This window comes from Seminibacterium arietis (genome assembly GCF_042675725.1).
GTDB classification, from domain to species: domain Bacteria; phylum Pseudomonadota; class Gammaproteobacteria; order Enterobacterales; family Pasteurellaceae; genus Seminibacterium; species Seminibacterium arietis.
In genome coordinates this window covers 162,304-187,573 of sequence record NZ_JBHTJN010000001.1, presented here as the reverse complement: position 1 = coordinate 187,573, position 25,270 = coordinate 162,304, and the positions used below count along the sequence as shown (strand labels likewise).

Genomic DNA, 25,270 nt, shown 5'->3' with positions numbered 1-25,270 from the left:
CAGAATGAATTTGCATCAATTTTCACTTGATGTGTAAAATTTTTCAGACGTTATATTGTTTTATTAGCTGTAAGAAGACCTCTATATTTTGCAGATTAAATCTGAAAAAGCATTTTTTATTAAATTATAAGTGAATAATACATCTTTGTTTGTAAAAAACTCGGTAAAACAAGCTAATTGGTTTATAATGACCCATTTTTATGGAGAAATGTTTATGGATTATCCAATTTGCCCTAAATGTAATAGTGAAAATGTTTATCACGACTCAATTCAATTTGTTTGTCCAGACTGTACTCATGAGTGGACAGGAAATGAAACTATTGAAATTGATGAGGAACAATTAGTTGTTAAAGATGCTAATGGTAATTTGTTAGTTGATGGTGATGATGTTATTTTAGTCAAAGATCTAAAATTGAAAGGCTCTTCAAGTGTGCTGAAAAAAGGTACAAAATACAAGAGTATTCGCTTAGTTGAAGGCGATCATAATGTTGATTGTGGCAAGATTTTGCTGAAATCAGAATTTTTGAAAAAAGCGTAGTTTAGCTTAGTACTATAATTTTAAAAGGACAGTTTTTGGTTAATTGTAGCCAAAAACTGATGGCTTGATTTAATCATGTTTTCTAACTTAATTTTGATTAATTGCCTTTAGAATTGAGAGGAATTTATCCTTTTAATAACCGTAATGAAAATTTGATTTTAGGTTTATTCAATGTGTTGAAATAGATTCAATAGAAAACAGCAAAACAAGATATAGTCACTAGAAACAACATAAAAATTGTTGTAATGCTTTCAAATATAAAAAGATAATAGTTAATTTTAAATCACAGAGGATAATATGTTGAATATTGCTATTGCAGCTGAATTTGAGTTAGCAGAAAAAATTGCAGCATCTTTGGAAAATAGTAGTTTACCCGTAAAAAATTTAGTAGTTGTGGAAATCGAACCTTTTTCTGAAGAACAAGGTATTCGTTTTAAAAATAAAGGAGTTGCACAAATCTCACCACAAGATATGAATTGGTCAGACTACCATTATTTTTTCTTTGCAGGCAACGTAGACGATGTTCCATGTTTAGTCACAGCAACACAAGCAGGTTGTATGGGAATTGATATAAAAGGTGTATGTGCTAATTTATCAGAGATTCCCCTAGTTATACCAACAATTAATGAAACTGCTTTATGTGAGTTACGACAACGCAATATTGTTTCATTACCCAATCCACAAATTACACAATGTTGTTTAGCTATATCTCCTTTATTAGCGGAAATAGAAGTAACGCAACTTATGGTTACATCACTATTACCAGCAGCTTATCAAAGTGTAGAGTCTGTAGGACGTTTAGCTAGTCAGACTGCTCAATTATTAAATGGTATTCCTTTAAATGAAGAAGAACAACGTTTAGCATTTGATGTATTTCCACAACAAGAAAATTACGTAATGCAATTTTCTAGGATTTTTCCAGAGATACAAAATGTGACTTTTCATTCTATCCAAGTTCCCGTATTTTATGGAATGGGGCAAAAAATAACCGCACTTTGCTTGAACGACATAAATGTTGATAATCTGACTACGTGCTGGCAACAAAATGGAATTATTGAGTATCATCAACGAGTTATTACGCCAGTAACTAATGGTGAACGTGAAACTAATGAAAAAATAACTAAGTTACATATTAGCTCAGTGGAAAATTTAGATAATGGTGTTAGTTTTTGGGCTGTTGCAGATGAACAACGTTTTACTCAAGCGAGTATGGCTGTTAAATTAGCAGAAGCTATTTATCATCAAGACTATCAACATGACCAATAAAGATATTATAAAAAAGGTGGATTATGAACTCGACTATTAAACATCAATTAGAGCATCGTACGATCCGTTTTTTTGAACAAAAACCTGTTCCAGAGGAGATGATTGAGCTTTTTATTCAAGTAATTCAGCGTACTGCAACTTCAAATGGTTTACAATTTTCTTCTTTTATTCGTATTACAGATCATAATTTGAAACAAAAAATCGCAGAAATTGCTAAACAAAGTTACATAGCAGATGTACCTGAATTATTCATTTTTTTAGCAGATGGTTACCGCAACACACAAATTTTGAAAGAGTCAGGGGATAATCGTAAGTTTAATTCCATGGATGTATTGTTACAAGGGATCACTGATGCTAGTCTTTCTGCACAAAATCTTACTAATGCGGTGGAATCTGTTGGTATGGGAGCTGTTTTTTTAGGGGCAATTTTAAATGATGCACAGGCTTTGGTAGATTTACTAGCTTTACCAAAATTAACTATGCCAGTGCTAGGCGTTGCTTTTGGTTACATTAATGATGATCCCCAATTAAAACCTCGCATGCCAATGAAATATCGTTTTTACGAAAATACGTACCGCACTTTTGATGATTATCACCAAGAGTTAGCTGATTATGATCAAGTGATGAAAACTTATTACGACACTCGGAATCGTAATCAATGTTTAGCTGCTTTTACTGATCAAGTAGTACTTAAAGCAACCCCTGTGGCTGGGCGAGAAAATATCGCTAGTGTTATGAAAAAACAAGGGTTTTTATTAGATTAAGATATAACATGATGATATGTTTCGTGGCTCTTAAAAAGACCCAGTAATGCGAATGTTGCTCGTTCGCAAGTTTAGCTTATTCATCTTTGTTAATTTACACACTTAGAATTATTTTTTATAGATAATTTGAATAAGTTAGAGATTTGCAAATTAGATCAGGGCTGCTTTACATTAGCGGATTCTGTGGAGATAAAATGTTAGAAGATGAAGATTTGAATTTATTTAGACAGGAAGTGGAAGGGATTAAACCTTTGGCACAAGATGTTTTTGCTATATCGTCACGTCAAAAGCGATGTAGTCAGCAAAATATACAACGTCGAGAGGCTCGTGAAAAGGAAGATACTTTGTTTTTCTTTTCTGATGAGTATGAACCTCTATTAAATGAAGAAGGTGCGGTTAAATATCTGCGAGAAAATGAAGATAGCTACATATTAAAACAATTGCGACGAGGTGACTTCCCGCCTGACTTATTTTTAGATCTTCATGGCTTAACAAAGCAAGAAGCAAAAATGGAATTAGCAGCTTTGATCCATGTTTGTCAAAAAGAACGATTATTTTGTGCTAGTATTATGACAGGACATGGTTCTTATACGTTAAAGCGACAAATTCCTCGATGGCTAGTGCAGCATCCTCAAGTAATAGCTTTGCATCAAGCACCCAAGCAATGGGGTGGTGATGCAGCAATTCTAGTGTTATTTGATCAATGATTGCAGTTATTCAGTATCTTTAGTCGAGAGAATTTTTTTCTGATGTAAGATTTGGTATAACGGAAATAAGATTTGGCTGATCATATTGAGTTGTTGAATTGGAACGCTAAATTCAGTTCGATTTAGTTGATGATTTTGTTCATCATTAAAGGATTTTAATGATTCATTAATGTTTTGTTGTAATTTTTCAAATATTTCAATACGTAGAGATTCAATATGATCTAGCGTATAAATTACTTTTTTTGCAATTGGGTAAAATTCAGCAAGAAAATGAATACTTTGCTCCGTTTGTTTAATAGGTTTACGATACGCTCCTAATGCAGAAATATAACTAAGTAATGCATAATTCATTTTTAGCAATTCAAAGCTATCATTTAAATAAGTGCGGTATTTTTTCGGTTCATTATTCATGTCAGAAAATAAAGTACTTAAAGCAGCGGCTGCATCATGTGCTTTGCGACGAGCTATTCGATATTGTAAATTATCACATTTACCAAATTGCAGTTGAGCAATTACATATAATAAGTATTTTGTATTACTACTTATTGCGTGACGAATAACTTTATCTAATTGCGAATACTTCCAGTCAGGCCAAAGATAGGAAACAGCTAGCCACGCAATAAATGCACCAACTAGAGTGTCTATAATTCGAGAGTACGCGGCTGTTTCGATTTCGACTCCCATAATATTAAAGCTAACTAAGACTTGTAACGTAATGAAAAAAGTGGAAAAACTGTAGTTGTTACTACGGAAAAAGAAAAATAATGTACTAGTTGCCACAACTACACCTAACTGTAGTGGTAAAGTTGGATTCATATAAGGAAATAACAACCCAACTATAACGCCAAGAATCGTACCAATAATCCGCTGTTTCAACCGCACTTTTGTTGCTGAATAGTTTGGTTGACAAACAAAGATTGCAGTTAATAATATCCAATAACCATGCTCTAATTCAAATATTTCCACAATACCACAACAAAGTGCAACTACTATAGATAAACGAACAGCATGGCGGAATAGCTGTGAATCAAAATTTAAATTACTACGCACTTTTAGCCAAAGATTATTTAACCCAGTCACACTTTCTTCATAAATTTTAGAATGATCGGTTTTTTGATCTTGCATAAATTGATTTTGTGATAAATGACGTAATTGTCGATCAATACTTTGGAGATTAGTGATTAGTGTCTCGACGATAGTCAATTGATGAGCAGGAACTTGATGAGTTTGACTGTAGTGTTCAAAAGATTGTGCTATTCCTTCAACTGCACGTTCTAATCTTGAATTATAAACGTAGGTTTTATTTTGTTGTAAGCAAAGTGCAATATCTCTACAAGCCTGGGCTTGCAGTTCAATTAATCGTTGAATACGAAAGATTAAATCCGTGTTTTTTAAGTTTTGTGTAAGTACTTCATAGTTAACATGGCTTGAGTTAGCTCGTTCGTGAATATCTTGTGCAATAAAATAATATTGAATAATTTGTGTAGTACGAATATGCCGATGTTGAGCTTTAATACGATAAAAAAGTGCAGTGCGACACAAATTAAAAGCCTGTACTAATTTCATATTTTTCATTGCTGAATTAATTTGTTTATTCTCTAGTTGTTCTATATCATCGGGATCAAAAAAAAGTGCTTTGCTTTCTAGGTAATCTGCTAATGCTGAAAAGGCTTTTGCCATATTATCTTGTACGGGACGATAAGGAAAAATAATATGTACGATCACCGTTATAATACTGTAAAGTAAAGTTCCACATAAAATAAGAATTGAATTTAAATACCATGGGTGATCTGGTTGATAAGTTAGAGTAGTATAAAGGGCAATGACTAATGTACCGAAAGCAATAGTGCTATAACGTAATCCTAATGTTCCTAGTAAAGTAAAAACAAAAGTAAGTGCGGTCATTAATAAAGGAAATTTAAAGGGATCACCAAAAGTAAGTTGTACGCTGATAGATGAGATAGAAAAGGCGATTAATGTATAAAAAATATTTTTTAATCGCCCAGTAATTCGATTATCAAGATCAACTAATCCTCCAGCAATGATCCCTAAAACAGCGACTACGCCTAGTATTAATGGCATTTTTTGTTGTGGTATATGAATATACCAAGTTAGTAGTGCTACAATATTCACTGAAATAAAAATAGGAATAGCAGCAATAATTTTTGCATTGTGAAAATGTTTAATTAATAGCATAGTCGTATTTCTAGTTAGCTGTTTAGCTATTTTTTAAATTATTAAATTGTTTTTGAGCAGCTTCTTTCCGTATTTGTTTTGCTAAGTCAGAAGGCACAACACGCTGTCCTACAGGAAAAAGTGCTATACCAGCAAGTTTAAATTGAGCAATTCCCACTGGAATACCAATGATAGTAATACATTGTGCTATACCAGAAGTAATATGCAATAAACACAACCACCAACCGAACAAAATAAACCAAATAATGTTGAGGATAGAACCTAAAGAGTTCATTACTTGATCAGTTGGTTCAAGATATTTAACATGTACAATATCGTTACCAAAAGGTACTAAAGACATTTTTGTTATTTCCCAGCAACTACGAGTATAAGGTAGAGTGATAATAAGTACAGCACTCGCTATAGTGGAAAAAAGCCAGCCTAGAGTTACAGCAAAGCCACCTAGTACAAAATTTAAAATATTTAGAATTAATGACATAAAAACCTCTATTAGTTTAAGTTAAGCGTTCTTTCAAGTAGCCTGCGTAATCAGGGATACGAATATTGACAGTTTGATCAAATAGACTAGAACTTATTAGAAAATTAGCACTGGCTTCGTTCATTGCAATGGGGATATTCCATACGGTAGCGATTCTCATCAATGCTTTAACATCAGGATCATGAGGAACTGCATTCATCGGATCCCAAAAGAAAATTAGCATATCAATTTGTTTTTCTGCAATGAGTCCACCAAGTTGCTGATCGCCTCCCATTGGTCCGCTAAGAAGTGCGGTTATTTTCAAAGCAGTTTCTTTTGAGATCATTTCACCTGTCGTACCCGTAGCATAGAGATAGTGAGAAGCTAATAAAGTGCGGTTAGTTTTACACCAATTTATTAGATCTTGTTTACAATGATCATGGGCGACAAGAGCAATATTTTTAACAGCGGAAATTTGCCTTGTTGTATTTTTCATGGTTTTTCCTTACTACAAAGTGATAAACTAAATTCACTTCTTGATGTTAAATTAAATATAAATGAAAAAAACTATTTTTGTTTTTTCGCCCAGTCAAGAAAACGAGATTGTGTATTTTTATCAGCTTGCAAAAACCAAAATTGTAGTTGTTGTTCTGCAACATTATCACCTTGCAATGTTACTTTATTTTTTTGTAGCTTAGTAAAGCCTGTGGCTGGTAGAACGCTTGAACTTGCAAAACTTGGTACGGAAGCAATTGAATTAGAGGCATTATACTCAGAAAGAGATTCTAAAATGTTAGCATTCGGCAAAAATCCTTCTTGTTTTAGCATATCTTGCTTAATGTCAATTTTGTTACCTGAAACAGTTGTTGCCGTAATGTTTGGTGATTTAGAAAAAATATCAACATCACGTTGTGTTTCAAGTTTAGGAGTAGACAGCACTAAATCCTCATTAACTCCTTGGAAAGTAACTATGATAGGAGCTGATTCAAATAATGTTCGATCTGATGAAGATTTCACAACTTCACTAACTCGTAAAACGACTTGATGAATTTTATTCTCATCAGCATTAAAAGCATTTGTATTTTTTAAGAAAGATTTATTTGCTTTTTGTCCATCGATTACTAGAAAATCAATGTTTGATGAACTACTGACTAATCCTGCAACACTAATCGTACTGTAAAATAACGTAACAGTAGTCAATGCAATAGAAGATAATTTCATATATGCTCCTGTTTTTATGAAAAAAATAATGTCATGTTTTAGTACTCTATGAATACATCTCCTGATCCTATTCTAATTTGACTAAAATGAAAATAAAAAAATACTTTTTTAATAAAAAACGAGGTTTTTAATTTGAATCTTAGTGTAATAGAACTCTAATTTTCATATGATTATTAATTTGATACACTCGAAAGACCTTAAGCACGGTAGCTAGTCAAAATAATATCTAAAACCATAGCTAGACTCCAATCAAATTGGATTCTTGTTATTTTCGTGAGCTAGTTCACAAAAATAGATTTTACTTTACATATAACCTTGACTGTTTATTCTAAACTATTATGATTAATTCAATTCATTTTAATTTATGTTGTGATTGATTCACTTCATTTTTATGGAATGATACCCTGTTCGGGAATGCTGTATTGATCTCAATAGGTATGTGTAAAGTAGACTTTTTAAGGAGCATGTATGATAAATCATATTGAAAATGAATCCCGCCGTAATTTTATGAAAGTATTAGCGGGTGTTGGTGCAGGGATCGCATTTAGCAGTACATTGGGTAGCTTTGTTTCTAAAGCTGTAGCTGCACCGACAGTAGGTAGTAGTATTGAAGCGGGAATAGCTTATCCTTTATCAACAGGTTTTGATCCTTCAACTTCTAGTGGGGCATCTTCTTTTGCTGCAAACATGCATTTTTTTGAGGGATTAGTAGATTTACATCCAGCTACTCGTGAACCTTATTTGGCTTTAGCTGCAAAAGAACCTGAGCAAATTGATGATATAACATGGCACGTTACGTTGCGTGAAGGTGCAACTTTTCACGATGGTAAACCTGTTACTACAGAAGATGTGGTATATTCTTATCAACGTGTTTTAGATCCAAAAAATGCATCGTTATTTGCACAATTCATTCCATTTATTGCTTCGGTTAAAGCTTTGGATGATAAAGTTGTAGAGTTTAAGTTGAAGTATCCATTTTCTATTTTTAAATTACGGTTAGGTATCGTAAAAATTGTACCTAAACATGTAGTTGAAGCAGTAGGACAAACTGTATTTGATGCGAATCCAGTAGGATCTGGACCATATAAATTTGTTTCAGCTGTGAAAGACGATCGTATTGTGTTTGCAGCACACAATGCCTATAACGGACCATATCCAGCTCGTGTAGAAAAAATGACATGGTTTTTATTGTCTGATGATGCTGCTCGTACAGCCGCACAAGAATCTGGACGTACTCAAGCAATGGAAAGTGTCCCTTATTTAGATTCATCTCGCTTAAAACGTAAAAATGCAGTGCAGTCAGTACAATCTTTTGGTTTATTATTTTTAATGTTTAATTGTAAAAAAGCTCCATTTAACAATCCAAAAGTACGTCAAGCATTGCACTATGGTCTAGATACACAAAAATTGATTGATATTGTATTTTTAGGCAATGCAAAAGCAGCTACCTCTTACACGCAAGACACACATCCTGATTATGTTAAGGCTTCAACTCAGTATGATTATAATCCAGAAAAAGCTGCTACGCTTCTAAAAGAAGCAGGTCTTAATAAATTGGAGTTTCAGTTGCTTTCTACAGATCATTCTTGGGTAAAAGAATGTGCTCCTTTAGTTTTAGAATCTTGGAATAAAATTCCTGGTGTAAAAGTAACTTTGCAACATTTACAATCAGGGGCATTATATGGTGGTTATGTAGATAAAGGAAATTATGAAGTTGTAATGGCACCAGGTGATCCATCTGTGTTTAGTAATGATTTAGATCTTTTACTGAGCTGGTGGTATCGTGGCGATGTTTGGCCGAAAAAACGTTTTGGTTGGTCAGATACACCAGAATATACAAAATTACAATTATTACTTGATCAAGCGATTAAAGCGAAACAACCAGCAGATGCTAAAGCAGCTTGGACTCAAGCAATTAACTTGATTGCTGAGCAAGTACCACTTTATCCTATCTTGCACCGTAAATTGCCAACAGCTTGGAATGATAAATCACTAGATGGATTCCAACCAATTCCAACCACTGGGCTTTCATTTATTGGAGTAGGCCGCAAATAATTAATTTTCTCACTTTCTGCTTATTGTTAATAAGCAGAAAGTGCAGTCGTTTATATGTGGTTGTGATGAATAGACCGCACCTTTATTGACAGCAGATTTATTCTACTGACTTGATTTATATAGTTGGAGAAAAAACAATGGAAATTGTCTTTCGCTTATTACTACGTCGATTCGCAGCATTACCAATAATGATGCTGGGGGTTAGTGCTTTAGTTTTTATTATCTTACAATTCACACCAGGTGATCCCGCTACTGTTGCATTAGGAGAAAGTGCGAGTGAGGCTGCAAAACAACTTTATCGAGAACAACATGGTTTGAATGATCCTGTAATTGTGCAATATTTTCGTTTTATCGGAGATTTAATTCACTTAGATTTTGGCATGACTACATCACCAGAGCAACCAATTACTTCTTTGATTGCAAAAGCTTTTCCATTGACTCTACAATTAACACTTATTGGTGTATTTCTTGCTGCAATAGTATCTTTTACTTTAGGTGTGATTGCGGCACTTTATCGTGATACTTGGATTGATCAAATCATTCGTTTGTTATCTGTAGCGGCAGTAGCCACTCCATCTTTTTGGCTTGGTATTTTATTAATTCAATATTTTGCACTAGAACTAGATTGGTTACCATCAGGTGGCTTTATTTCTTTTAGTGAAGATCCAGTGGGCTATTTTCATTCAATGATTTTGCCTTCATTAGCTTTGGCTGTACCTGTATGTGCTTCTCTGATTCGAGTTGTACGAACAACAATGGTAGAAGAAATGGACAAAGATTATGTACGAACAGCCATTGGTAATGGTGTGCCTTATGCAACTGTTATTCGCCATAATGTGTTACGAAATGCTCTGATTACTCCAGTTACCGTATTAGGATTAAGAATTGGTTATTTGCTTGGAGGTGCGGTAGTTATTGAGCAAATTTTTGACTTACCTGGTATGGGAAAATTGATTTTCAATGGTATTGTCAATCATGATTTGCATTTAGTGCAAGGTGTTGTACTAACCATCGCCTTTAGCTTTGTATTGGTCAATATTATCGTTGATGTATTGTACCTTGTGATCAATCCAAAAATTCGGAGTTTATAATGTTTCGTCAAGGATTAGCAGAAAGACTTGCTCAAAGTGGAGCAAGATTCAAAGCATTATCAATGGCTTCCAAAGTCGCTTTAATTTTTATTATATTGATCGCACTAATCGCTATTTTTGCACCTTGGGTCTCTCCTTACGATCCATTGCAAACTTTGCGACCAGTACAGGCACCTAGTCGCGACTATTGGTTTGGTACGGATCGCTTAGGGCGAGACATTTTCTCTCGCTTAGTTTTTGGAGCGAGAACATCGCTATTTATAGGGTTAGGTGCGGTTGGTTTTGCGATAATTTTGGGTAGTATACTTGGTGCAACTGCTGCTACAGCGAGTAAACTGGGTAATGAAGTTATTATGCGTCTGATGGATATTTTGATGGCATTTCCAGGGATAGCGTTGGCTGCGGTATTGTTGGCTACTTTTGGTAACACTGTTCCAGTAATTATTTTAACTATCGCTGTAGTGTATACCCCTCAATTGGCAAGGGTTGTGCGAGCTAATGTGGTTTCCCAGTGGGAAGAAGATTATATTAGAGCAGAACGAGTGATTGGTGGCAGTAGAAGTTATATTTTGTTAAAGCACGTAGTACGTAATACAGCAGCACCTGTTTTAGTTTTTGCTACAGTAATGGTAGCAGATGCAATTGTGTTAGAAGCATCTCTTTCTTTTTTAGGAGCAGGAGTACAACCACCGTACCCTTCTTGGGGAAATGTGTTATCTGAAGGTAGAAATTTAGTATTGAGTGGTTTTTGGTGGGCAACTACTTTTGCAGGATTAATGATTCTGTTAACAGTGTTATCGCTTAATATTTTGTCAGAAGGGTTGACTGATGCACTAGTAAATCCAAAACTTAAACGTAATCCAAAGAACAATAAAAGTGATGTATCAAAACCTCTTTCTACTGATGTACAAGAAGCTATGGCAGAAAGTTTAGCTCTTAAACGTTATTTATTAAAATTAAATCAAAAAGAATCTAAGCGTACAGATCGTATGCAACTTAATTCTACAATGAAGCCAATCTTGCAAGTAAAAGATTTATCTATTTGTTTTCCTAATCGTTATGGTGATATTCCATTAGTAGATAATATTAGTTTTACGGTTCATGAAGGTGAAACGATGGGGTTAGTAGGTGAATCTGGTTGTGGTAAATCAATTTCTGCGTTTTCTATTATGGGATTGTTGCCGAAAACAGCTAAGATTACAGGAGAAATTCTTTTTACAGATCGAGCAGGAAATCAACATAATTTGTTAAATACAGATAAATTAAATGATCTGCGGGGTCACGAAATTTCTATGATTTATCAAGATGCTTTAAGTGCATTAAATCCATCAATGCGAATTAAAGATCAAATGGCTCAATTGATTAGTCGAGGTGGTAAACAAAGTGCAGAGACGCTTTTACGGTGGGTTAAATTGGAACCTGAAAAAACATTAAATCGTTATCCACATGAACTATCTGGCGGGCAACGTCAACGAGTATTAATTGCCATGGCATTGGCTAGAGAGCCTAAGTTATTGATTGCTGATGAACCTACTACAGCACTTGATGTAACAGTACAAGCAGAAGTGATTAAATTACTTAATGAGCTACGAGATAAATTAGGTTTTGCTATGGTATTTGTTAGTCATGATTTAGCTTTAGTAGCACAAATCGCACACCATATTACAGTGATGTACGCAGGACAAGTAGTTGAAGCCGCTCCAACTAGTTCATTATTAATGAATCCGATGCATGAATATACTAGAGGATTACTGGGATCAGTACTTTCTACTGAATGTCGTGCGGAACGATTGTATCAAATTCCAGGTAGTGTCCCTTCGCCTTTTGATTTCGCTAAAGGTGATCGATTTGCTAGTCGTTCTCTGCGTCCTGATGCTAATCCAAATCAACATTTGAAATTAGTAAAAGCAGAAGATAACCCGAAACATTTATGGGCATCACATTTGGAGAGTTAAACTATGAGCATGAAGGTGTTAAAAACACAGCCAATTATTGAATTAAAAGACATTGTGGTGCAATTTCCTTCCCGTGATGGATCGTTATTCAATCCAAAGAAATTTACCGCTGTAGGTGGCGTTAGTTTAAATATTCGAGCAGGAGAAACTTTAGGTTTGGTGGGACAATCGGGGTGTGGTAAATCAACTCTTGCCAGTGTGATGATAGGGTTACAAAAACCAACCTCTGGTACAGTAAAATTTAATGGACTACAGATGAAATATGGTAGTGCAGAAGCTCGAAAACAGTTTGGACGACAAGTTTCGGTAATTTTTCAAGATCCTGCTACTGCACTCAACCCAAGAATGCGAGTGTTGGATATATTAAAAGATCCAATGGATATCCATAATGTACTACAATCTCATGAGCGTGAAAAACGAGTGTATGAACTTCTTTCTCGTGTAGGATTGCCTCGTTCAGCAGCTTTAGTTGAGCCGACACGCTTATCGGGAGGACAAAAACAGAGGGTTGCCATTGCTCGTGCATTGGCACTAAATCCAAAATTAATTGTGGCTGATGAACCTACTTCCGCTCTTGATGTCTCTGTGCGAGCTCAAGTATTGAATTTACTTGCTGATCTTAAAAAAGAACTAAATCTTGCTATGGTATTTATTTCTCATGATTTGCAAACTGTTCGTCAAGTATCAGATCGTATTGTAGTAATGAATGGTGGTTTAATTGTAGAACAGGGCGAAGCGATGGATATTTTTGATAACCCACAACAAAAATATACTAAAATTTTGCTTAATGCAGCACCGTCATTATTGTAGCAGTAACATGCTAGAGAATAGCTTATCAATATATTTTAAGATGTTAATTTTGAATTAATCTTTAACAAAAGATTCGTAACTTATGACAAATATTGAAATTTGCCAACAAATTGAAACAGAATTATTGATTGTTGGAGCTGGTATTGCGGGACTGTCTTGTTGTATTGAGGCAAAGGAGAAAGGGCTTAATCCGATTCTGATTAGTAAATCAATAGTAGGTGGGGCTAGCTTTTTTCCATTAAAAGCAACACTTGGTATTCAAATAACAGGTAATTCCGATGATAAAATTCTTTTTCAGCAAGAAATTGAACGCGTTGCTTGTGGTGTGAATAATCCTAAAATTGTTAAAGCTTATGTAGAAGAATCACCACAAGCTATTGAACTGCTAGGAAGAATTGGATTTAATCCTTGGTTACGGCAAGATAATCGCCCCGCTTGCTTTGCACACTATTCTCGTCCAATTTATTTAATTAATCAATGGCAACAGAGTGCTAAGCGAGCAAAACAGATTTTAGCCAATCATCAAACTCTAATTTATGATCAAGCTGTTTTGTTGCATATTGTTACTGAAGATAATCAAGTAAAAGGTGCTATTTTTGCTCAACAAAAGGGCGGTCAGATCCGTTATATATTTTGTCATACAGGAAACATTATTCTTGCTACAGGTGGTATTGCAGGTTTGTATCAGGATAATCTTTATCCTGCGGATATAATTGGTTCAACCCACTATGTTGCTTATCAAGCAGGAGTGAAATTAATCAATCTTGAATTTATTCAATTCATTCCTGCTTTTATTAAGCCTAAGTATAAAGTGTTGTTTGGTGAACATACTTTAAAATACTTGGTAAAAGTTACTGATAGTAAAGGTAGGGATTTATTTGCTCATTTGTCACCAAAACAATTTCAGCAAATGGTGTTGCAACGTAGTAGCTATGCTCCTTTTAGTATAGATTTTCAAAGTGTTGAATTTGATCTCGTGATAATGAAACATTTAGTTGAAAATCCTACAGAAAAAGGGGTGTATTTACATTATTCTCCTGAACTTTATCAGGATCAAACCGAGTTTTATCAAGTTTATTTAACATGGTTAAAAAAAGAAATGGATATTCATTTATTGCAAGATGAAGTAGTAATCCGACCTTTTGCACATAGTTGTAATGGTGGTATTGAAATTAATGAATATGCCGAAACGGCAGTACAAGGACTGTTTGCGGTAGGAGAGATTTCAGCGTGTATTGAAGGGGCAAATCGCTTAGGAGGAAATTCTGTAGGTGGTTGTTTAGTATTCGCTAAAAGAGCGATACAAAAGATTGTGGAAAGTACACCGCACTTGTTTACAAAAAGTAAAACACATTATCTATTAAAAGGAATGCAATATTTACAACATTTAGCCAATCAAGAGAAAAAATCTGATCTCTCATCAAGTGAGATATTGCGGCAAGTAAAAGTACTAATGAATCAATTTGCCAATGTGTATAGAACTGAAAAAAATTTGCAATTTTTAATTACTAAATTACAGCAGTTAGAAAAAGATTGTTCTATTGATCTTACCAAAATGCATAGCATCGAAATTTATCATGCTATTAAAACGGCACAATTAATAGTACATGCAATGATTAATCGTAAACAATCTTTAGGTTCACATCAAATCAGTTTAGGAGAATAATTTATGCCAGTATCGCGTACGGAATATATTGAACAACAAGGCTTCTTAACAGATATTCAGATGTTTGAACGTTATCAAACAAAAGAAAAACAGTTTAAACAATTAGCAGATATTACATTAATAGGGCATTCATTATTTGATATGTGGTCAGATTGTGAAATTTATCCACCTAATTTAAAGGGTAAATCTATTGCTAATCTAGGTATATCAGGTATCAGTAGCTTTCAATATTTAGATATTTTGATCCGTCCTCAATATATTGAACACTTAGGAAAAACGGTTTTTGTTTTCTTAGGGGTCAATGATATTTTGAAAGAAATAGAATATTCTCCAAAGAAAGTAAGTGAATGGTTAACGGAAATATTTGATAGTTTGGTGGGAATATCACCAGAATCCCAGTATTTTTTATTGGAATTAACACCAGTATTGAATTGTGAAAAAGTTAAAAATACACAAATTCGGGAGCTTAATAGTTATTTGAAATCTCACTGTCCAAAAAGAGTAAATTTTATTGAAACTTACCGCACTTTTGCAGATGAGCAGCATAATTTACGTAGGGAACTTACTACAGACGGAGTGCATTTTACTGCTAAAGGCTATGAATTGCTACGATCTTTATTATTACCATACATACCAGATTGATCATTTATTACACAAAAAAAATCCGTGAATAACTTTCGTGTTATTCACGGATTTGAAGAGCATCTTTTAACGTTCAATTTCGCCACAGAAGCGATATCCTTCACCATGAATTGTTGCGATAATTTCAGGTGTTGATGGATGATTTTCAAAGTGCTTACGAATACGGCGAATAGTAACATCAACAGTTCTATCTTGCGGTTTAAGATCTCGCCCTGTCATTTTTCTAAGCAATTCTTCACGAGTTTGAATTTTACCTGGATTCTCGCAAAAATGTAACATTGCACGAAACTCACTGCGTGGTAATTTAAATTCTTCCCCCTCTGGATTAGATAGAGTATGACTATTTAAATCTAATACCCAACCATTAAAGCGATATTGTTCAATCTCTTGTTGAGGTTGTTTGTGTTGTTCTAACATTGTACGTTGTAACAGATTTCTTGCTCTGATAGTTAACTCACGTGGGTTAAATGGCTTAGTAATATAATCATCTGCACCAATTTCCAAACCTAAAATTTTATCGACTTCATTGTCTCGTCCCGTTAGAAACATTAAAGCAGTATCAGTATTTTCTCGTAATTCTCTTGCTAGCATAAGTCCATTTTTGCCAGGTAAATTGATGTCCATAATAACGAGATCAACTTTTTGTGTAGAAATAATTTTATGCATTTGTGTACCGTCACCAGCTTCAAATACATTATAGCCTTCTGCCTCAAAAATACTTTTTAATGTATTTCTTGTAATCACTTCATCTTCAACAATCAATATTTGTGGCGTTACCATCGTTTTTTCCCCAGTGAATTTTTTAAATTCATTCTAAACTTATATAGTTTAAAGTTGTCAATTTGTAAATGCAACATATTCATAACAAATAATGAAATACGATGATTATTTTTTTACTTTTATCTTTTTTGTGGTGTCATTTTAATAGAGCTGTAAAAAAATCCCCTAATATTCAAATATCAGGGGAGAATTTTGAGTATTTACTCAAGAATTACACACAAAGTCTAAATTTCTTATCTTTTAAACATTATTTTCTCTTTTTCTTCCCGCCTTGACGTGCTTTGAAACGAGGATTTTCTTTACAAATAACGTAAACTACACCATGACGACGTACAATTTTGCAACCTGGATGTCGGTTTTTTGCACTTTTTAATGACGATAGAACTTGCATAAAGCCTCTTTATTTTGATTTTAATGTGCCAAATTTACCATAACGGGTAGCAAAGTCACTGGCTCGACCTTCATTTGCAATTTGTCTTGTTTTGCCAGTATAAAATGGATGTGAAGCTGAAGATGTGTCACACATAAAAACAGGATACTCATTGCCGTCTTCCCATTTCATTGTATTTGTAGTTCTTGCACAAGAACGAATTAGAAATCCTTTTTTTGCATTACTATCATAAAATAACACCGTGCGATAATTTTCAGGATGAATACCTTTTTTCATTAAAACCTCTTATTTTGCATTGAAAAATAACTTACATGGCAAATCTTATCTTAAATAAGAATAATAATCAAATCTTATTTTTTAATGCTAAATAAGTTTTCTTAAAATAATATATATCTTTATCCAACTAATGAAATTTTCAACATGACAAAAGAGCTAGCGAAAGCCGTACTGCTATTAGCAATTATTGCGAGTTAGTCTGTTGCTTTGAAAGTCTTTTTTGTTTTTGATTTTTTGTGGTGTTGGTGTAGACAGTAGCAACTAGCTTATTCTCTTGTTTGTTAATTAAGCCAACGAAATTAAAATCAAAATAACCCATTCCGATCCCTGTTACAAAAAAATAACGGACGCTTTTAGAAATCAATGGTTTTTAATTTATTGATTTTAAACTTAAAAATTATATTACTATTATTTCTTTTAATTTTAATTTAAAATAGTTGAAAACTATTATCATTTGACCAAAGGAATAAAATTATGCGATATTTCAATAAAACTCTTTTATCAGTTTTGGTCGGTTGTGCTTTATCAACAACTTATGCACAACCAACTAACCAATCAACAGCATCTACAAATAAGAATAATAATACAGAGTCTTATAAACTTGCAGAAATTGTAGTCTATGGTGAACAAAATAAAGGACTTTCTTCTGTTCAAACAATTAGTCAAAAAGACATGCAAAAAACACCACAAGGTAATGGTAATATTTCTGATTATCTAGCGTCTAACACTCATGTGCGTTATGAAAATAGTGATAGAGATGGTTTTACTCGAGGTGAAATAAAACCAGAAAATATCTCTATTAATGGAGCAGATTTTAATCAAACCGCTTATTTTGTCGATAATGTTAATGTGAATAATGATTTAACTGTGGATAGTCAAGTATTTGATGGATCAATGCAAGTTGTCCCTAGTATTTCACATACGCAGGCTTATTTCTTTGATGCTAGTATGTTATCAACGGTAGATGTGCATGATCACAATATTTCTGCTAGTCTTGGAGGATTTACAGGTGGTGCTGTGGTAGCAAAAACCAAGCAATACGACGGAACTGACCGCACTTTATTGAAATATCGAACTACTAAATCAGGTTGGTCGAAAATGAAAAAAGATGCAGGTGCAGCAAAAGTGTTAAGTGAAATTCGTCCTGAAAGTGATGGTAGTGCTATTTTTCAACCTAAATATAGTAAAGAATTTTATTCTCTCATGGTAGAAAAGGGATTAACAGACAACGTGGGAATGGTTTTGGGTCTAACTCGTCGTACTAGTTATATTGATCAAAATCGTTTAATTGGTTATGAGGAAAAACAAAATGAGAATGCGATACCAAATGATAAAACTTTTACTGCGAAATTGGATCAAGAAAACCATATTCGTCGCACTGATACCGCACTTTTGAATCTTAACTACACACCAAATGAAGATAATCGCTTTGAATTGGGTTTCCGTTATTCTAACTACAAAGAACAAAAGTATTTTGCAGAGAATGTAGACAATAATGTTGGTGATTATCATACTGCTTTTGGTAGTACGTTTGCTTGGGTGCATTCTTTTGACTCAGGCGTTTGGACAAATACTTTTGCTTATGATCATTTCGAAGATAAACGCAAGTCATCTTCATCAGAGGTAGGGATATACAGTGTTTATAATAATGATTATGATCTACTTTATTCTTATGAAAAAGGGGGATATGGTCATAGTAAGTCAAGACAAGACAATATTCATTTTTCGACTGAATATGCGATAAATCCATTTAATACGGGGCAAATAAATCATTCTATTTCTTTAGGTGGTATTTATCAGGCTACTCAATATCGATTTAATCGCCCACAAACAACAAAAGGTACTATTTTTATGATTCTTTCAGATAGTGGCGATGGAATAGAACCATTCCCTATGAATACTTCTGAAACACCTAAAGGAAGCGTAAAAACAAGTTATCAAAATGCAGTATTTTACGGTGAAGACTTGATGACTTGGGGTAAGGTTGAATTGCGTCCTGGTCTTCGTATTGAACGTGATGATTATTTGCAGAATAACAATATAGCCCCTCGTTTTGTTGCTCGTTATAGTCCGTGGGATGAAACTAAACTGAGTTTAGGGCTTAATCGCTATTATGGTCGTTCTTTTGCTTCATTAAAATTAACCAATAAAATTTTAAAATTAAATAATGATACATCAAGAAAACACCAAGAATTTAACCGCTTAAAAACGCCTTATGCTGATGAATTAAGTTTAGGCTTTGAGCAACAATTTGCAAATTTAGCACTAAAATTAAATTATATTCATCGTGATAATAAGAATCGTATTATTTCAGTGAAAGAAGGAGAAAGAGATCAACGAAAAACTTATTATCAAAATGGCGGTAATTATGGTGTCAATGTTTATTCTTTGCAATTAAACAATCTTGAAGCGTGGAAATGGGGTAAAACTTATTGGAATGCAGGACTTGGGTTTGATTGGCTTGATATAAATCGAGATGCTTTGTATCAAGATTTAAATCAAAACAGTTTAGTGATGCTAGATGGCAAGTTAATGAGCTACAAAGATATGGTGAAAAAAGTGAACGCTAGTACAGAGGATTGGATTGCTCGTGTACAGTTGGATATGAATGTTCCTGATCATCGTTTAACTTGGACAAATCGTTTTTACGTCAAAGCACCAATAAAAGGTTATGAAGAAATAAGTAATAATGAAAGTACTGATATAATGAGATATCGTACTTTCGATTATGGTACTCACTTTCAATGGGATATGGGGTTACGTTGGGAATTACCACTTCCACTTAGCCAACAACAATCTGCGTATGTACAATTTGATGTGCTGAATGTACTAAATCAGGTACGTAAAAAGAAAACTGTAAAATCAACATCAGCGATTTCAACTTCTGATGAGTATGGAATTTATACACCAGGACGAGAGTTTTGGCTTGAAGTCGGATATCGGTTCTAGTTTATCTTATAAATTGTAAAATCTACGGAGTTTTCTCCGTAGATTGGCAATTGGAGAAATGAATGAAAAAATTTTTCTTTATCTTTTCCCTTTTTTTATCAGCCTGTAGCACTTCTTTATCTTTGACGGAATCACAGACTTTGCCTTTTGACGACAATATTTTACGAGGTCGTTTGGATAATGGGTTGAAGTATTATATTTTGCTGAATAATCAACCAGCAGAACGAGTTTATATTCGTTTAGTTGTAAATGCAGGTTCTATGCATGAAGATAATGATCAACGAGGTGTCGCTCATATTGTTGAACATATGGCATTTAATGGTACTACAAATTATCCTGAAAATACTATTATTGATGCCCTAGAACAATTAGGCATTAAATTTGCACGGGATATTAATGCATTTACTGATTTTGAAAATACTGTTTATACGCTAAATTTAGCAAAAAATGATTTTAACAAACTTGATCTTGCATTTGATGTATTAAATGAATGGATGAATAATGTAACTATTTTTCCTAAAGATTTAGATGCTGAAAGAGGTATTGTATTAGAAGAATGGCGAGCAAGATTAAGCCCAATGTTGCGTTTAGGCAATAAAAAAAGTGCGGTAGAAATGCAAGGTTCTCGCTACGTTTTACGTGATCCTATTGGAGATGTCAATGTTATTAAAAATGTTTCAGCCTCTAGAGTGAAAGATTTTTATCAGAAATGGTATCGTCCAGATAATATGTCTCTTATTGTTGTCGGCGATATTAATGCAAGTGAAATTGAAAAGTTAGTAAAAACGAAGTTATCGAAAAAAAATGTTCAAAGTGCAACTAAACTTTTGCAACCAGATTATAGAATTCCTTTAATTAATCATTGGCGATTGTCCACCCTTTCTGAAAAAGGAATTAATGTACCAACAATTGAACTTAGTTTTTTACGTGATATTCATTCAACAGAAACAGTAGCAGAGTACAAAAAAGAATTTATTCAGCAAATGATTATTAGGTTAATTAATTTGCGATTACAACAATGGGAAAAACAGCAGCAATCTATTAGTTCAGGTAATTTTTATCAAACTTATTTAGGTAAATTTAGTTTGCAAAATATGTTTTCATTACAGTTAACAGATACTAATTATCAAGAAGTTATTAATCAATTATTTGAGTTTATAGCACAGATACATAAATTTGGCTTTACTGAACAGGAATTTCAAGAAGAAATACAAAGATTGACAGAATTGAATGAAAAACAATTAGTAATTAAAGCGGGAAGTTTAAAATTAGCGGATGATTTAATTCCAGTTGTCGCAAATAATCAAGTGAGTTTATCTTCGCAGGATAAATATCAGTTAAATAGACAAATCTTGTCACAATTAAAATTAGTTGATTTGAATCATGCGTTTAATGAAATTATAGAATTAAAAGCAAAATTATTGCTAGTTACTCAGCCTTACCCTGATAAAAAATTAAATTTTACAGTAACTAATATTGAACAAGCTTGGCAAAAAATAATGTCTAGTTCACTTACTCAATATAATCAGCAAGAAAGTGCGGTAAAAGGGTTACCAATTTTAGACTTAAAGCCAGCTACCGTAAAAAAAGAAAAATATCATTCAAAAGGTAATATTACGGAATTTCGATTAGCTAATGGTAGCTCGCTGATTTATCATTATTCTGATAAGCAACCAAATCAAGTGTATTTTAAAGCGTTGACGACTGGTGGTTTACGTTCAATTCCTAGAGACGAATATCATTTATTACGTACAGCAGTAGCATTAGTTGATGAAACGGGTATTGGTAATGCTCCACAAGCAGAAATTAATCAAACTTTATCTCACAGTCCAGTAGTATTTTCTACTTTAGTTGATGATTATCAACAAGGATTTGTTGGTGTTGGTAAGTCAACTGATTTAGGTACAATCTTACATTTATTTCGCTTGAAATTACAAGCTGCACCTATTTCATCTAAAGTTTGGTCAAAATACAACCAGGAAACTAAACAGTATTTCGCTCAAATGGATAGAGAAACAGCTTTTATGAGGTTAGTCGCAAAACAGCGTTATCCGCAAAGTGAGACGATTTATAGTCAAAATGAAGGAATTTTGCAACAAAGTCCACAAAAATTGACCGCACTTTATCAGAGCAAAATTAATGATAAAACAGATTTTACCTATTTTATTGTAGGTGATATTGCGGAAAATAAAGTAAAAGTTTTAGCTGAAAAATATCTTGCAAATTTAAGCGTTAAAAAACAAGAACGGTCATTGTTTCCATTAAAATTAGCAGTGCCAAACCACCAAATCAAGATGAAAGGTTTACTAGAACCTAGGGCTGAAGTAGAAATTTATTTAACAGCACAAAATCAATGGCAACCTGAAAATGACTATTTATTTGATGTGTTGGCAGATATTATTCAAGATAAATTACGAATAAGACTGCGAGAAAAAGAAAGTGGTATTTATTCTGTAAATACTTGGTTATCACAAGATCCTAAAATGTCACAATTGGAAGGTCGAATTAGCTTTAGTTGTGCTCCTGAACGTGTTGAACAGCTGATTAAATCTGCTCATAATATTCTTGATGATATAATGCAAGAAGGTGTTGAGGCCGATGTTGTTGCAAAAAAATTGAATGAGAAGCACACACAAGTCAAGCAGCAATTTGACTCTTTATTGTATGTGTTGGATCGTATCGAACAAAGCTATCGTTTAGACGGTAGCCCGCGTTTAATTTATTTATATCAACAATTAGACAAAATTGTTACGAAACAGAATCTTGATAGGATAGCGAAAAAAGCTTTAAATCCACAAGGACGTTTTGAAGCCATCTTAATGAAGTAAAGTAATTAATTCTAGTGGTGTTTTTCTTTTTGTGTAAAGTCACCACTAGATTGAGCAAATAAAAGTTAATGTTAAAATTCACAAACTACTTGATTAATATTTATTTTTTTTACTTCCAGAAGGTTTTTATTTTCTGCGGTTCCAATCATGATTAATCCGATGATCTTATCTTGTGATCGGCAATGAAAAGCTTCACGAATTTTTGTACCTTGTATCCAAGGACCTGTTACCCAAACATTATCAAATCCCATAGAATTTGCCGCAAGTTGAATTGCGTAAGCTGCACAACCCGCTGTTAGTTCTTGTTCATACGCTGGCACTTTTGCTATATTTTCTGTCACATGCGAAACGACAGCAATAATCATTGGAGTTCGTGTTGTAAACGATTCGGCTTTTTTTAATAATTTTTCATCTAAATTTAGTTCGATGACAGCATTTTTCAATAAATTAGACAATCTTTCTAGTTTTTCACTTTCTAGCACAAAAAAACGATAGGGTTGTAAATGACCATGATCAGGTACATGTAATGCTGCTTTAAACATTGTTTCAAGCTGTTCTTTATTTGGAGCTGGTGCTATTAATTTTTTGTTTGAGCGGCGAGTTGTTAGTAATGTAAGTGAATCCATGTATTTGAGCCTTATTATTTAACTGATAATAGTGTGAAGTATAGCATACTTTATCAACCTAAATATTACAGCATAATATGTAATCATTTAAACCTTACACATCGGATTTATAGAAAGAATAGTTTATGTTAATATATTTTTGTTCTTGTTTATTTTTTAAGGGACTTTATGAAATCTTTTATTCAATTTTTAAAAATATGCTGGAAAATATTAACTTTTATTCGTGATATAGTCATGAATTTCGTATTTTTATTCTTTATTTTACTCGTTGTTGCTTTGTTAAGTGTATTACCAAATAATAGCCAAACAATACCGCACTTTAGTGAAAAAACAGCATTATTTCTTAAACTTAATGGTTACTTAATGGATAATCGTGAAGATAGACTTTCATTGCGTAATACTTTAAAAGAACTAGACAATCAACATATTCCTCAGCAAATTTCTACATTTGATGTTGTGCATGCAGTGACATCTGCTGCAAATGACAACAGGATTCACGGATTAGTATTAGATTTAAATTATTTCGAAGGTGGAGATTTGCCTGCACTAAATTACATTGGTAATGCAATAACATACTTTAAACAAACTGGAAAACCAGTAATTGTTTATGCGGATAATTACACTCAAAAGCAATATTTACTTGCCAGTTATGCAGATGAAATTTACATCAATCCTATTGGACGAGTTGAAATTGAAGGTATGTCGGCGGTAACTCTGTTTTATAATTCATTGTTAGATAATTTAAAAGTTACACCTCATGTTTTTCGTGTTGGAACATATAAATCAGCGGTTGAACCTTTCTTGCGTGATAGCATGTCTGCTGAAGCTAAAGCCAATACAGAGCGTTGGTTAAAGCAAATGTGGAATAGCTATAAAGAAACAGTGGCTAAAAATAGAGGTATTTCATCACAATTTGTATTGCCAGAAGAAAGTTCTTATTTAGCTATTTTGAAAAAATTAAAAGGCGATGCAACAGCTTATGCGAAGCAAAATAAGTTAGTTACACACATAGCAGATCGTTTAACGTTAGAGCAAAGATTAACAGAGCTTTTTGGCAAAAATTCTGAAAATACGGCAGATTTACTTGATTTTAATGATTATCTTAGTGTTTTACCTGATCGCATGCATCAATCTAGTAGGAATAAAATTGCCGTCGTAAATGTAGAAGGAACTATTGTTGATGGAGAAAGTTATGAAATAAATGTAGGTGGAGATAGCATTGCTGCTCTTTTACGTAAAGCTTATGATGATAGTGATATTAAAGCAGTTATATTACGAGTGAATAGCCCTGGTGGAAGTGCGTTTGCTTCTGAAATTATTCGCCAAGAAGTTGAAAATCTACAGAAAAAAGGTAAGCCAGTTGTTGTATCTATGGGAGCAACGGCAGCTTCAGGTGGGTATTGGATTTCTTCGACTGCTGATTATATTGTTGCAGATCCAAATACGATAACAGGATCAATAGGTATTTTTGCAATGTTTCCTAGCTTTGAAAAAACAATAAAAGGAATTGGCGTTTCTGCGGATGGTGTCAAAACAACAGAATTAGTAGGTGATCCTCTGTTCACTGGATTATCTAGTATATCAAGTGACATTATTCAATTATCAATTGAAAATGGCTATGATCGTTTCATTTCTTTAGTCAGTCAAGGGAGAAAAATGTCAAAAGCTGAAGTTGATAAAATTGCACAAGGGCAAGTATGGAGCGGGGTTGATGCCTACAAACATAAATTAGTGGATCAGTTAGGTGATTTTGACACAGCAGTGGATAAAGCACGAGAGCTAGTGTTACAGAGAATTGGGCAAGACAGCATTGAGAATAACATATCTGTAGAATGGCTAACAGAAGACGATCATTCAGTATTAGGCAGTTTGATGAAAGATTTTAAAAGAAGTAGTCAAACTGTAATAAAGAATGCAATAGCAGAATTTGTTGGATTACCATTACCTCTACAGCAAGCAAAAGAAAAAGTAGATATATTAGCTCAATTCAATGATCCTAAAGGGCAATATTTATATTGTATTAACTGTGGAATAATTCGGTAGATTACAAAG

21 protein-coding genes are annotated in these 25,270 nt (G+C 33.5%); 13 read left to right on the top strand and 8 right to left on the bottom strand.

Features of this window, described 5'->3' with window-relative positions:
• Window positions 1-214: 214 nt before the first annotated feature.
• From ACFQ02_RS00955 to smrB, 4 genes are all read left to right on the top strand, one after another.
• Complete coding sequence (locus tag ACFQ02_RS00955; RefSeq protein WP_380818128.1) at window positions 215-538, top strand: zinc ribbon domain-containing protein YjdM; 324 nt, start codon at window positions 215-217, stop codon at window positions 536-538.
• A gap of 297 nt (window positions 539-835) precedes the next feature.
• The gene (locus ACFQ02_RS00950; RefSeq protein ID WP_380818125.1) at window positions 836-1,804 is read left to right on the top strand and encodes an oxidoreductase; all 969 of its coding nucleotides are present in this window, start codon (window positions 836-838) and stop codon (window positions 1,802-1,804) included.
• A 23-nt stretch (window positions 1,805-1,827) separates the two neighbouring features.
• Window positions 1,828-2,568 (top strand): nitroreductase family protein, encoded by a 741-nt coding sequence (locus ACFQ02_RS00945; protein WP_380818123.1) that lies wholly within the window; start codon window positions 1,828-1,830, stop codon window positions 2,566-2,568.
• A 194-nt stretch (window positions 2,569-2,762) separates the two neighbouring features.
• The gene (gene smrB / locus ACFQ02_RS00940; protein WP_380818120.1) at window positions 2,763-3,275 is read left to right on the top strand and encodes an endonuclease SmrB; all 513 of its coding nucleotides are present in this window, start codon (window positions 2,763-2,765) and stop codon (window positions 3,273-3,275) included.
• Window positions 3,276-3,281: 6 nt separating this feature from the next.
• Here the strand turns inward: smrB and yccS are convergent, their stop codons facing one another.
• The 4 genes from yccS to ACFQ02_RS00920 form a co-directional block, all read right to left on the bottom strand.
• Window positions 3,282-5,462 carry a YccS family putative transporter gene (yccS, locus tag ACFQ02_RS00935; protein WP_380818204.1) on the bottom strand — a complete coding sequence of 727 codons (2,181 nt, stop codon included), beginning with the start codon at window positions 5,460-5,462 and terminating at the stop codon, window positions 3,282-3,284.
• A 31-nt stretch (window positions 5,463-5,493) separates the two neighbouring features.
• The gene (locus ACFQ02_RS00930) at window positions 5,494-5,949 is read right to left on the bottom strand and encodes a YccF domain-containing protein (RefSeq protein ID WP_380818117.1); all 456 of its coding nucleotides are present in this window, start codon (window positions 5,947-5,949) and stop codon (window positions 5,494-5,496) included.
• A gap of 16 nt (window positions 5,950-5,965) precedes the next feature.
• Window positions 5,966-6,424 carry a methylglyoxal synthase gene (locus tag ACFQ02_RS00925; RefSeq protein WP_380818115.1) on the bottom strand — a complete coding sequence of 153 codons (459 nt, stop codon included), beginning with the start codon at window positions 6,422-6,424 and terminating at the stop codon, window positions 5,966-5,968.
• A gap of 71 nt (window positions 6,425-6,495) precedes the next feature.
• Window positions 6,496-7,149 carry a curli polymerization inhibitor CsgI-related protein gene (locus tag ACFQ02_RS00920; protein WP_380818112.1) on the bottom strand — a complete coding sequence of 218 codons (654 nt, stop codon included), beginning with the start codon at window positions 7,147-7,149 and terminating at the stop codon, window positions 6,496-6,498.
• A 507-nt stretch (window positions 7,150-7,656) separates the two neighbouring features.
• Between ACFQ02_RS00920 and ACFQ02_RS00915 the strand changes: the two genes are divergently transcribed.
• The 6 genes from ACFQ02_RS00915 (at window position 7,657) to ACFQ02_RS00890 (ending at window position 15,368) form a co-directional block, all read left to right on the top strand.
• On the top strand, window positions 7,657-9,204 hold the full coding sequence (locus ACFQ02_RS00915) for an ABC transporter substrate-binding protein (RefSeq protein WP_380818201.1): 1,548 nt from the start codon (window positions 7,657-7,659) through the stop codon (window positions 9,202-9,204).
• A gap of 137 nt (window positions 9,205-9,341) precedes the next feature.
• Window positions 9,342-10,295: an ABC transporter permease gene (locus ACFQ02_RS00910; protein WP_380818110.1), complete on the top strand. Its 954-nt coding sequence runs from the start codon at window positions 9,342-9,344 to the stop codon at window positions 10,293-10,295.
• The gene (locus ACFQ02_RS00905; RefSeq protein WP_380818107.1) at window positions 10,295-12,250 is read left to right on the top strand and encodes a dipeptide/oligopeptide/nickel ABC transporter permease/ATP-binding protein; all 1,956 of its coding nucleotides are present in this window, start codon (window positions 10,295-10,297) and stop codon (window positions 12,248-12,250) included. The genes ACFQ02_RS00910 and ACFQ02_RS00905 overlap by 1 nt, the downstream gene beginning before the upstream one ends.
• A 3-nt stretch (window positions 12,251-12,253) precedes the next feature.
• The gene (locus ACFQ02_RS00900; protein ID WP_380818105.1) at window positions 12,254-13,060 is read left to right on the top strand and encodes an ATP-binding cassette domain-containing protein; all 807 of its coding nucleotides are present in this window, start codon (window positions 12,254-12,256) and stop codon (window positions 13,058-13,060) included.
• A gap of 82 nt (window positions 13,061-13,142) precedes the next feature.
• Window positions 13,143-14,726 carry an FAD-binding protein gene (locus ACFQ02_RS00895; RefSeq protein WP_380818103.1) on the top strand — a complete coding sequence of 528 codons (1,584 nt, stop codon included), beginning with the start codon at window positions 13,143-13,145 and terminating at the stop codon, window positions 14,724-14,726.
• Window positions 14,727-14,729: 3 nt separating this feature from the next.
• The gene (locus tag ACFQ02_RS00890) at window positions 14,730-15,368 is read left to right on the top strand and encodes an SGNH/GDSL hydrolase family protein (protein WP_380818101.1); all 639 of its coding nucleotides are present in this window, start codon (window positions 14,730-14,732) and stop codon (window positions 15,366-15,368) included.
• 66 nt (window positions 15,369-15,434) lie between these two features.
• Here the strand turns inward: ACFQ02_RS00890 and arcA are convergent, their stop codons facing one another.
• The 3 genes from arcA to ACFQ02_RS00875 form a co-directional block, all read right to left on the bottom strand.
• Entirely contained in the window at window positions 15,435-16,148 is a 714-nt protein-coding gene (gene arcA / locus ACFQ02_RS00885) for a two-component system response regulator ArcA (RefSeq protein ID WP_380818099.1), read from the bottom strand.
• Between the two features lie 247 nt (window positions 16,149-16,395).
• Window positions 16,396-16,539, bottom strand: a complete 144-nt coding sequence (gene ykgO, locus ACFQ02_RS00880; protein WP_380818097.1) for a type B 50S ribosomal protein L36 — start codon at window positions 16,537-16,539, stop codon at window positions 16,396-16,398.
• A 9-nt stretch (window positions 16,540-16,548) separates the two neighbouring features.
• A complete protein-coding gene (locus tag ACFQ02_RS00875; protein ID WP_380818094.1) occupies window positions 16,549-16,815 on the bottom strand; it encodes a type B 50S ribosomal protein L31 in 267 nt (88 codons plus the stop codon).
• Between the two features lie 474 nt (window positions 16,816-17,289).
• Between ACFQ02_RS00875 and ACFQ02_RS00870 the strand changes: the two genes are divergently transcribed.
• A complete protein-coding gene (locus ACFQ02_RS00870) occupies window positions 17,290-19,764 on the top strand; it encodes a TonB-dependent receptor plug domain-containing protein (protein WP_380818092.1) in 2,475 nt (824 codons plus the stop codon).
• Between the two features lie 62 nt (window positions 19,765-19,826).
• Window positions 19,827-22,592, top strand: coding sequence for a M16 family metallopeptidase (locus tag ACFQ02_RS00865; RefSeq protein WP_380818089.1), 2,766 nt, complete (start codon window positions 19,827-19,829; stop codon window positions 22,590-22,592).
• Window positions 22,593-22,663: 71 nt separating this feature from the next.
• Here the strand turns inward: ACFQ02_RS00865 and ACFQ02_RS00860 are convergent, their stop codons facing one another.
• Window positions 22,664-23,218, bottom strand: a complete 555-nt coding sequence (locus ACFQ02_RS00860; RefSeq protein ID WP_380818087.1) for an NAD(P)H nitroreductase — start codon at window positions 23,216-23,218, stop codon at window positions 22,664-22,666.
• 168 nt (window positions 23,219-23,386) lie between these two features.
• Here ACFQ02_RS00860 and sppA point away from each other — a divergent pair, with 168 nt between their 5' ends.
• Complete coding sequence (gene sppA, locus ACFQ02_RS00855; protein ID WP_380818084.1) at window positions 23,387-25,261, top strand: signal peptide peptidase SppA; 1,875 nt, start codon at window positions 23,387-23,389, stop codon at window positions 25,259-25,261.
• Window positions 25,262-25,270 lie beyond the last annotated feature (9 nt).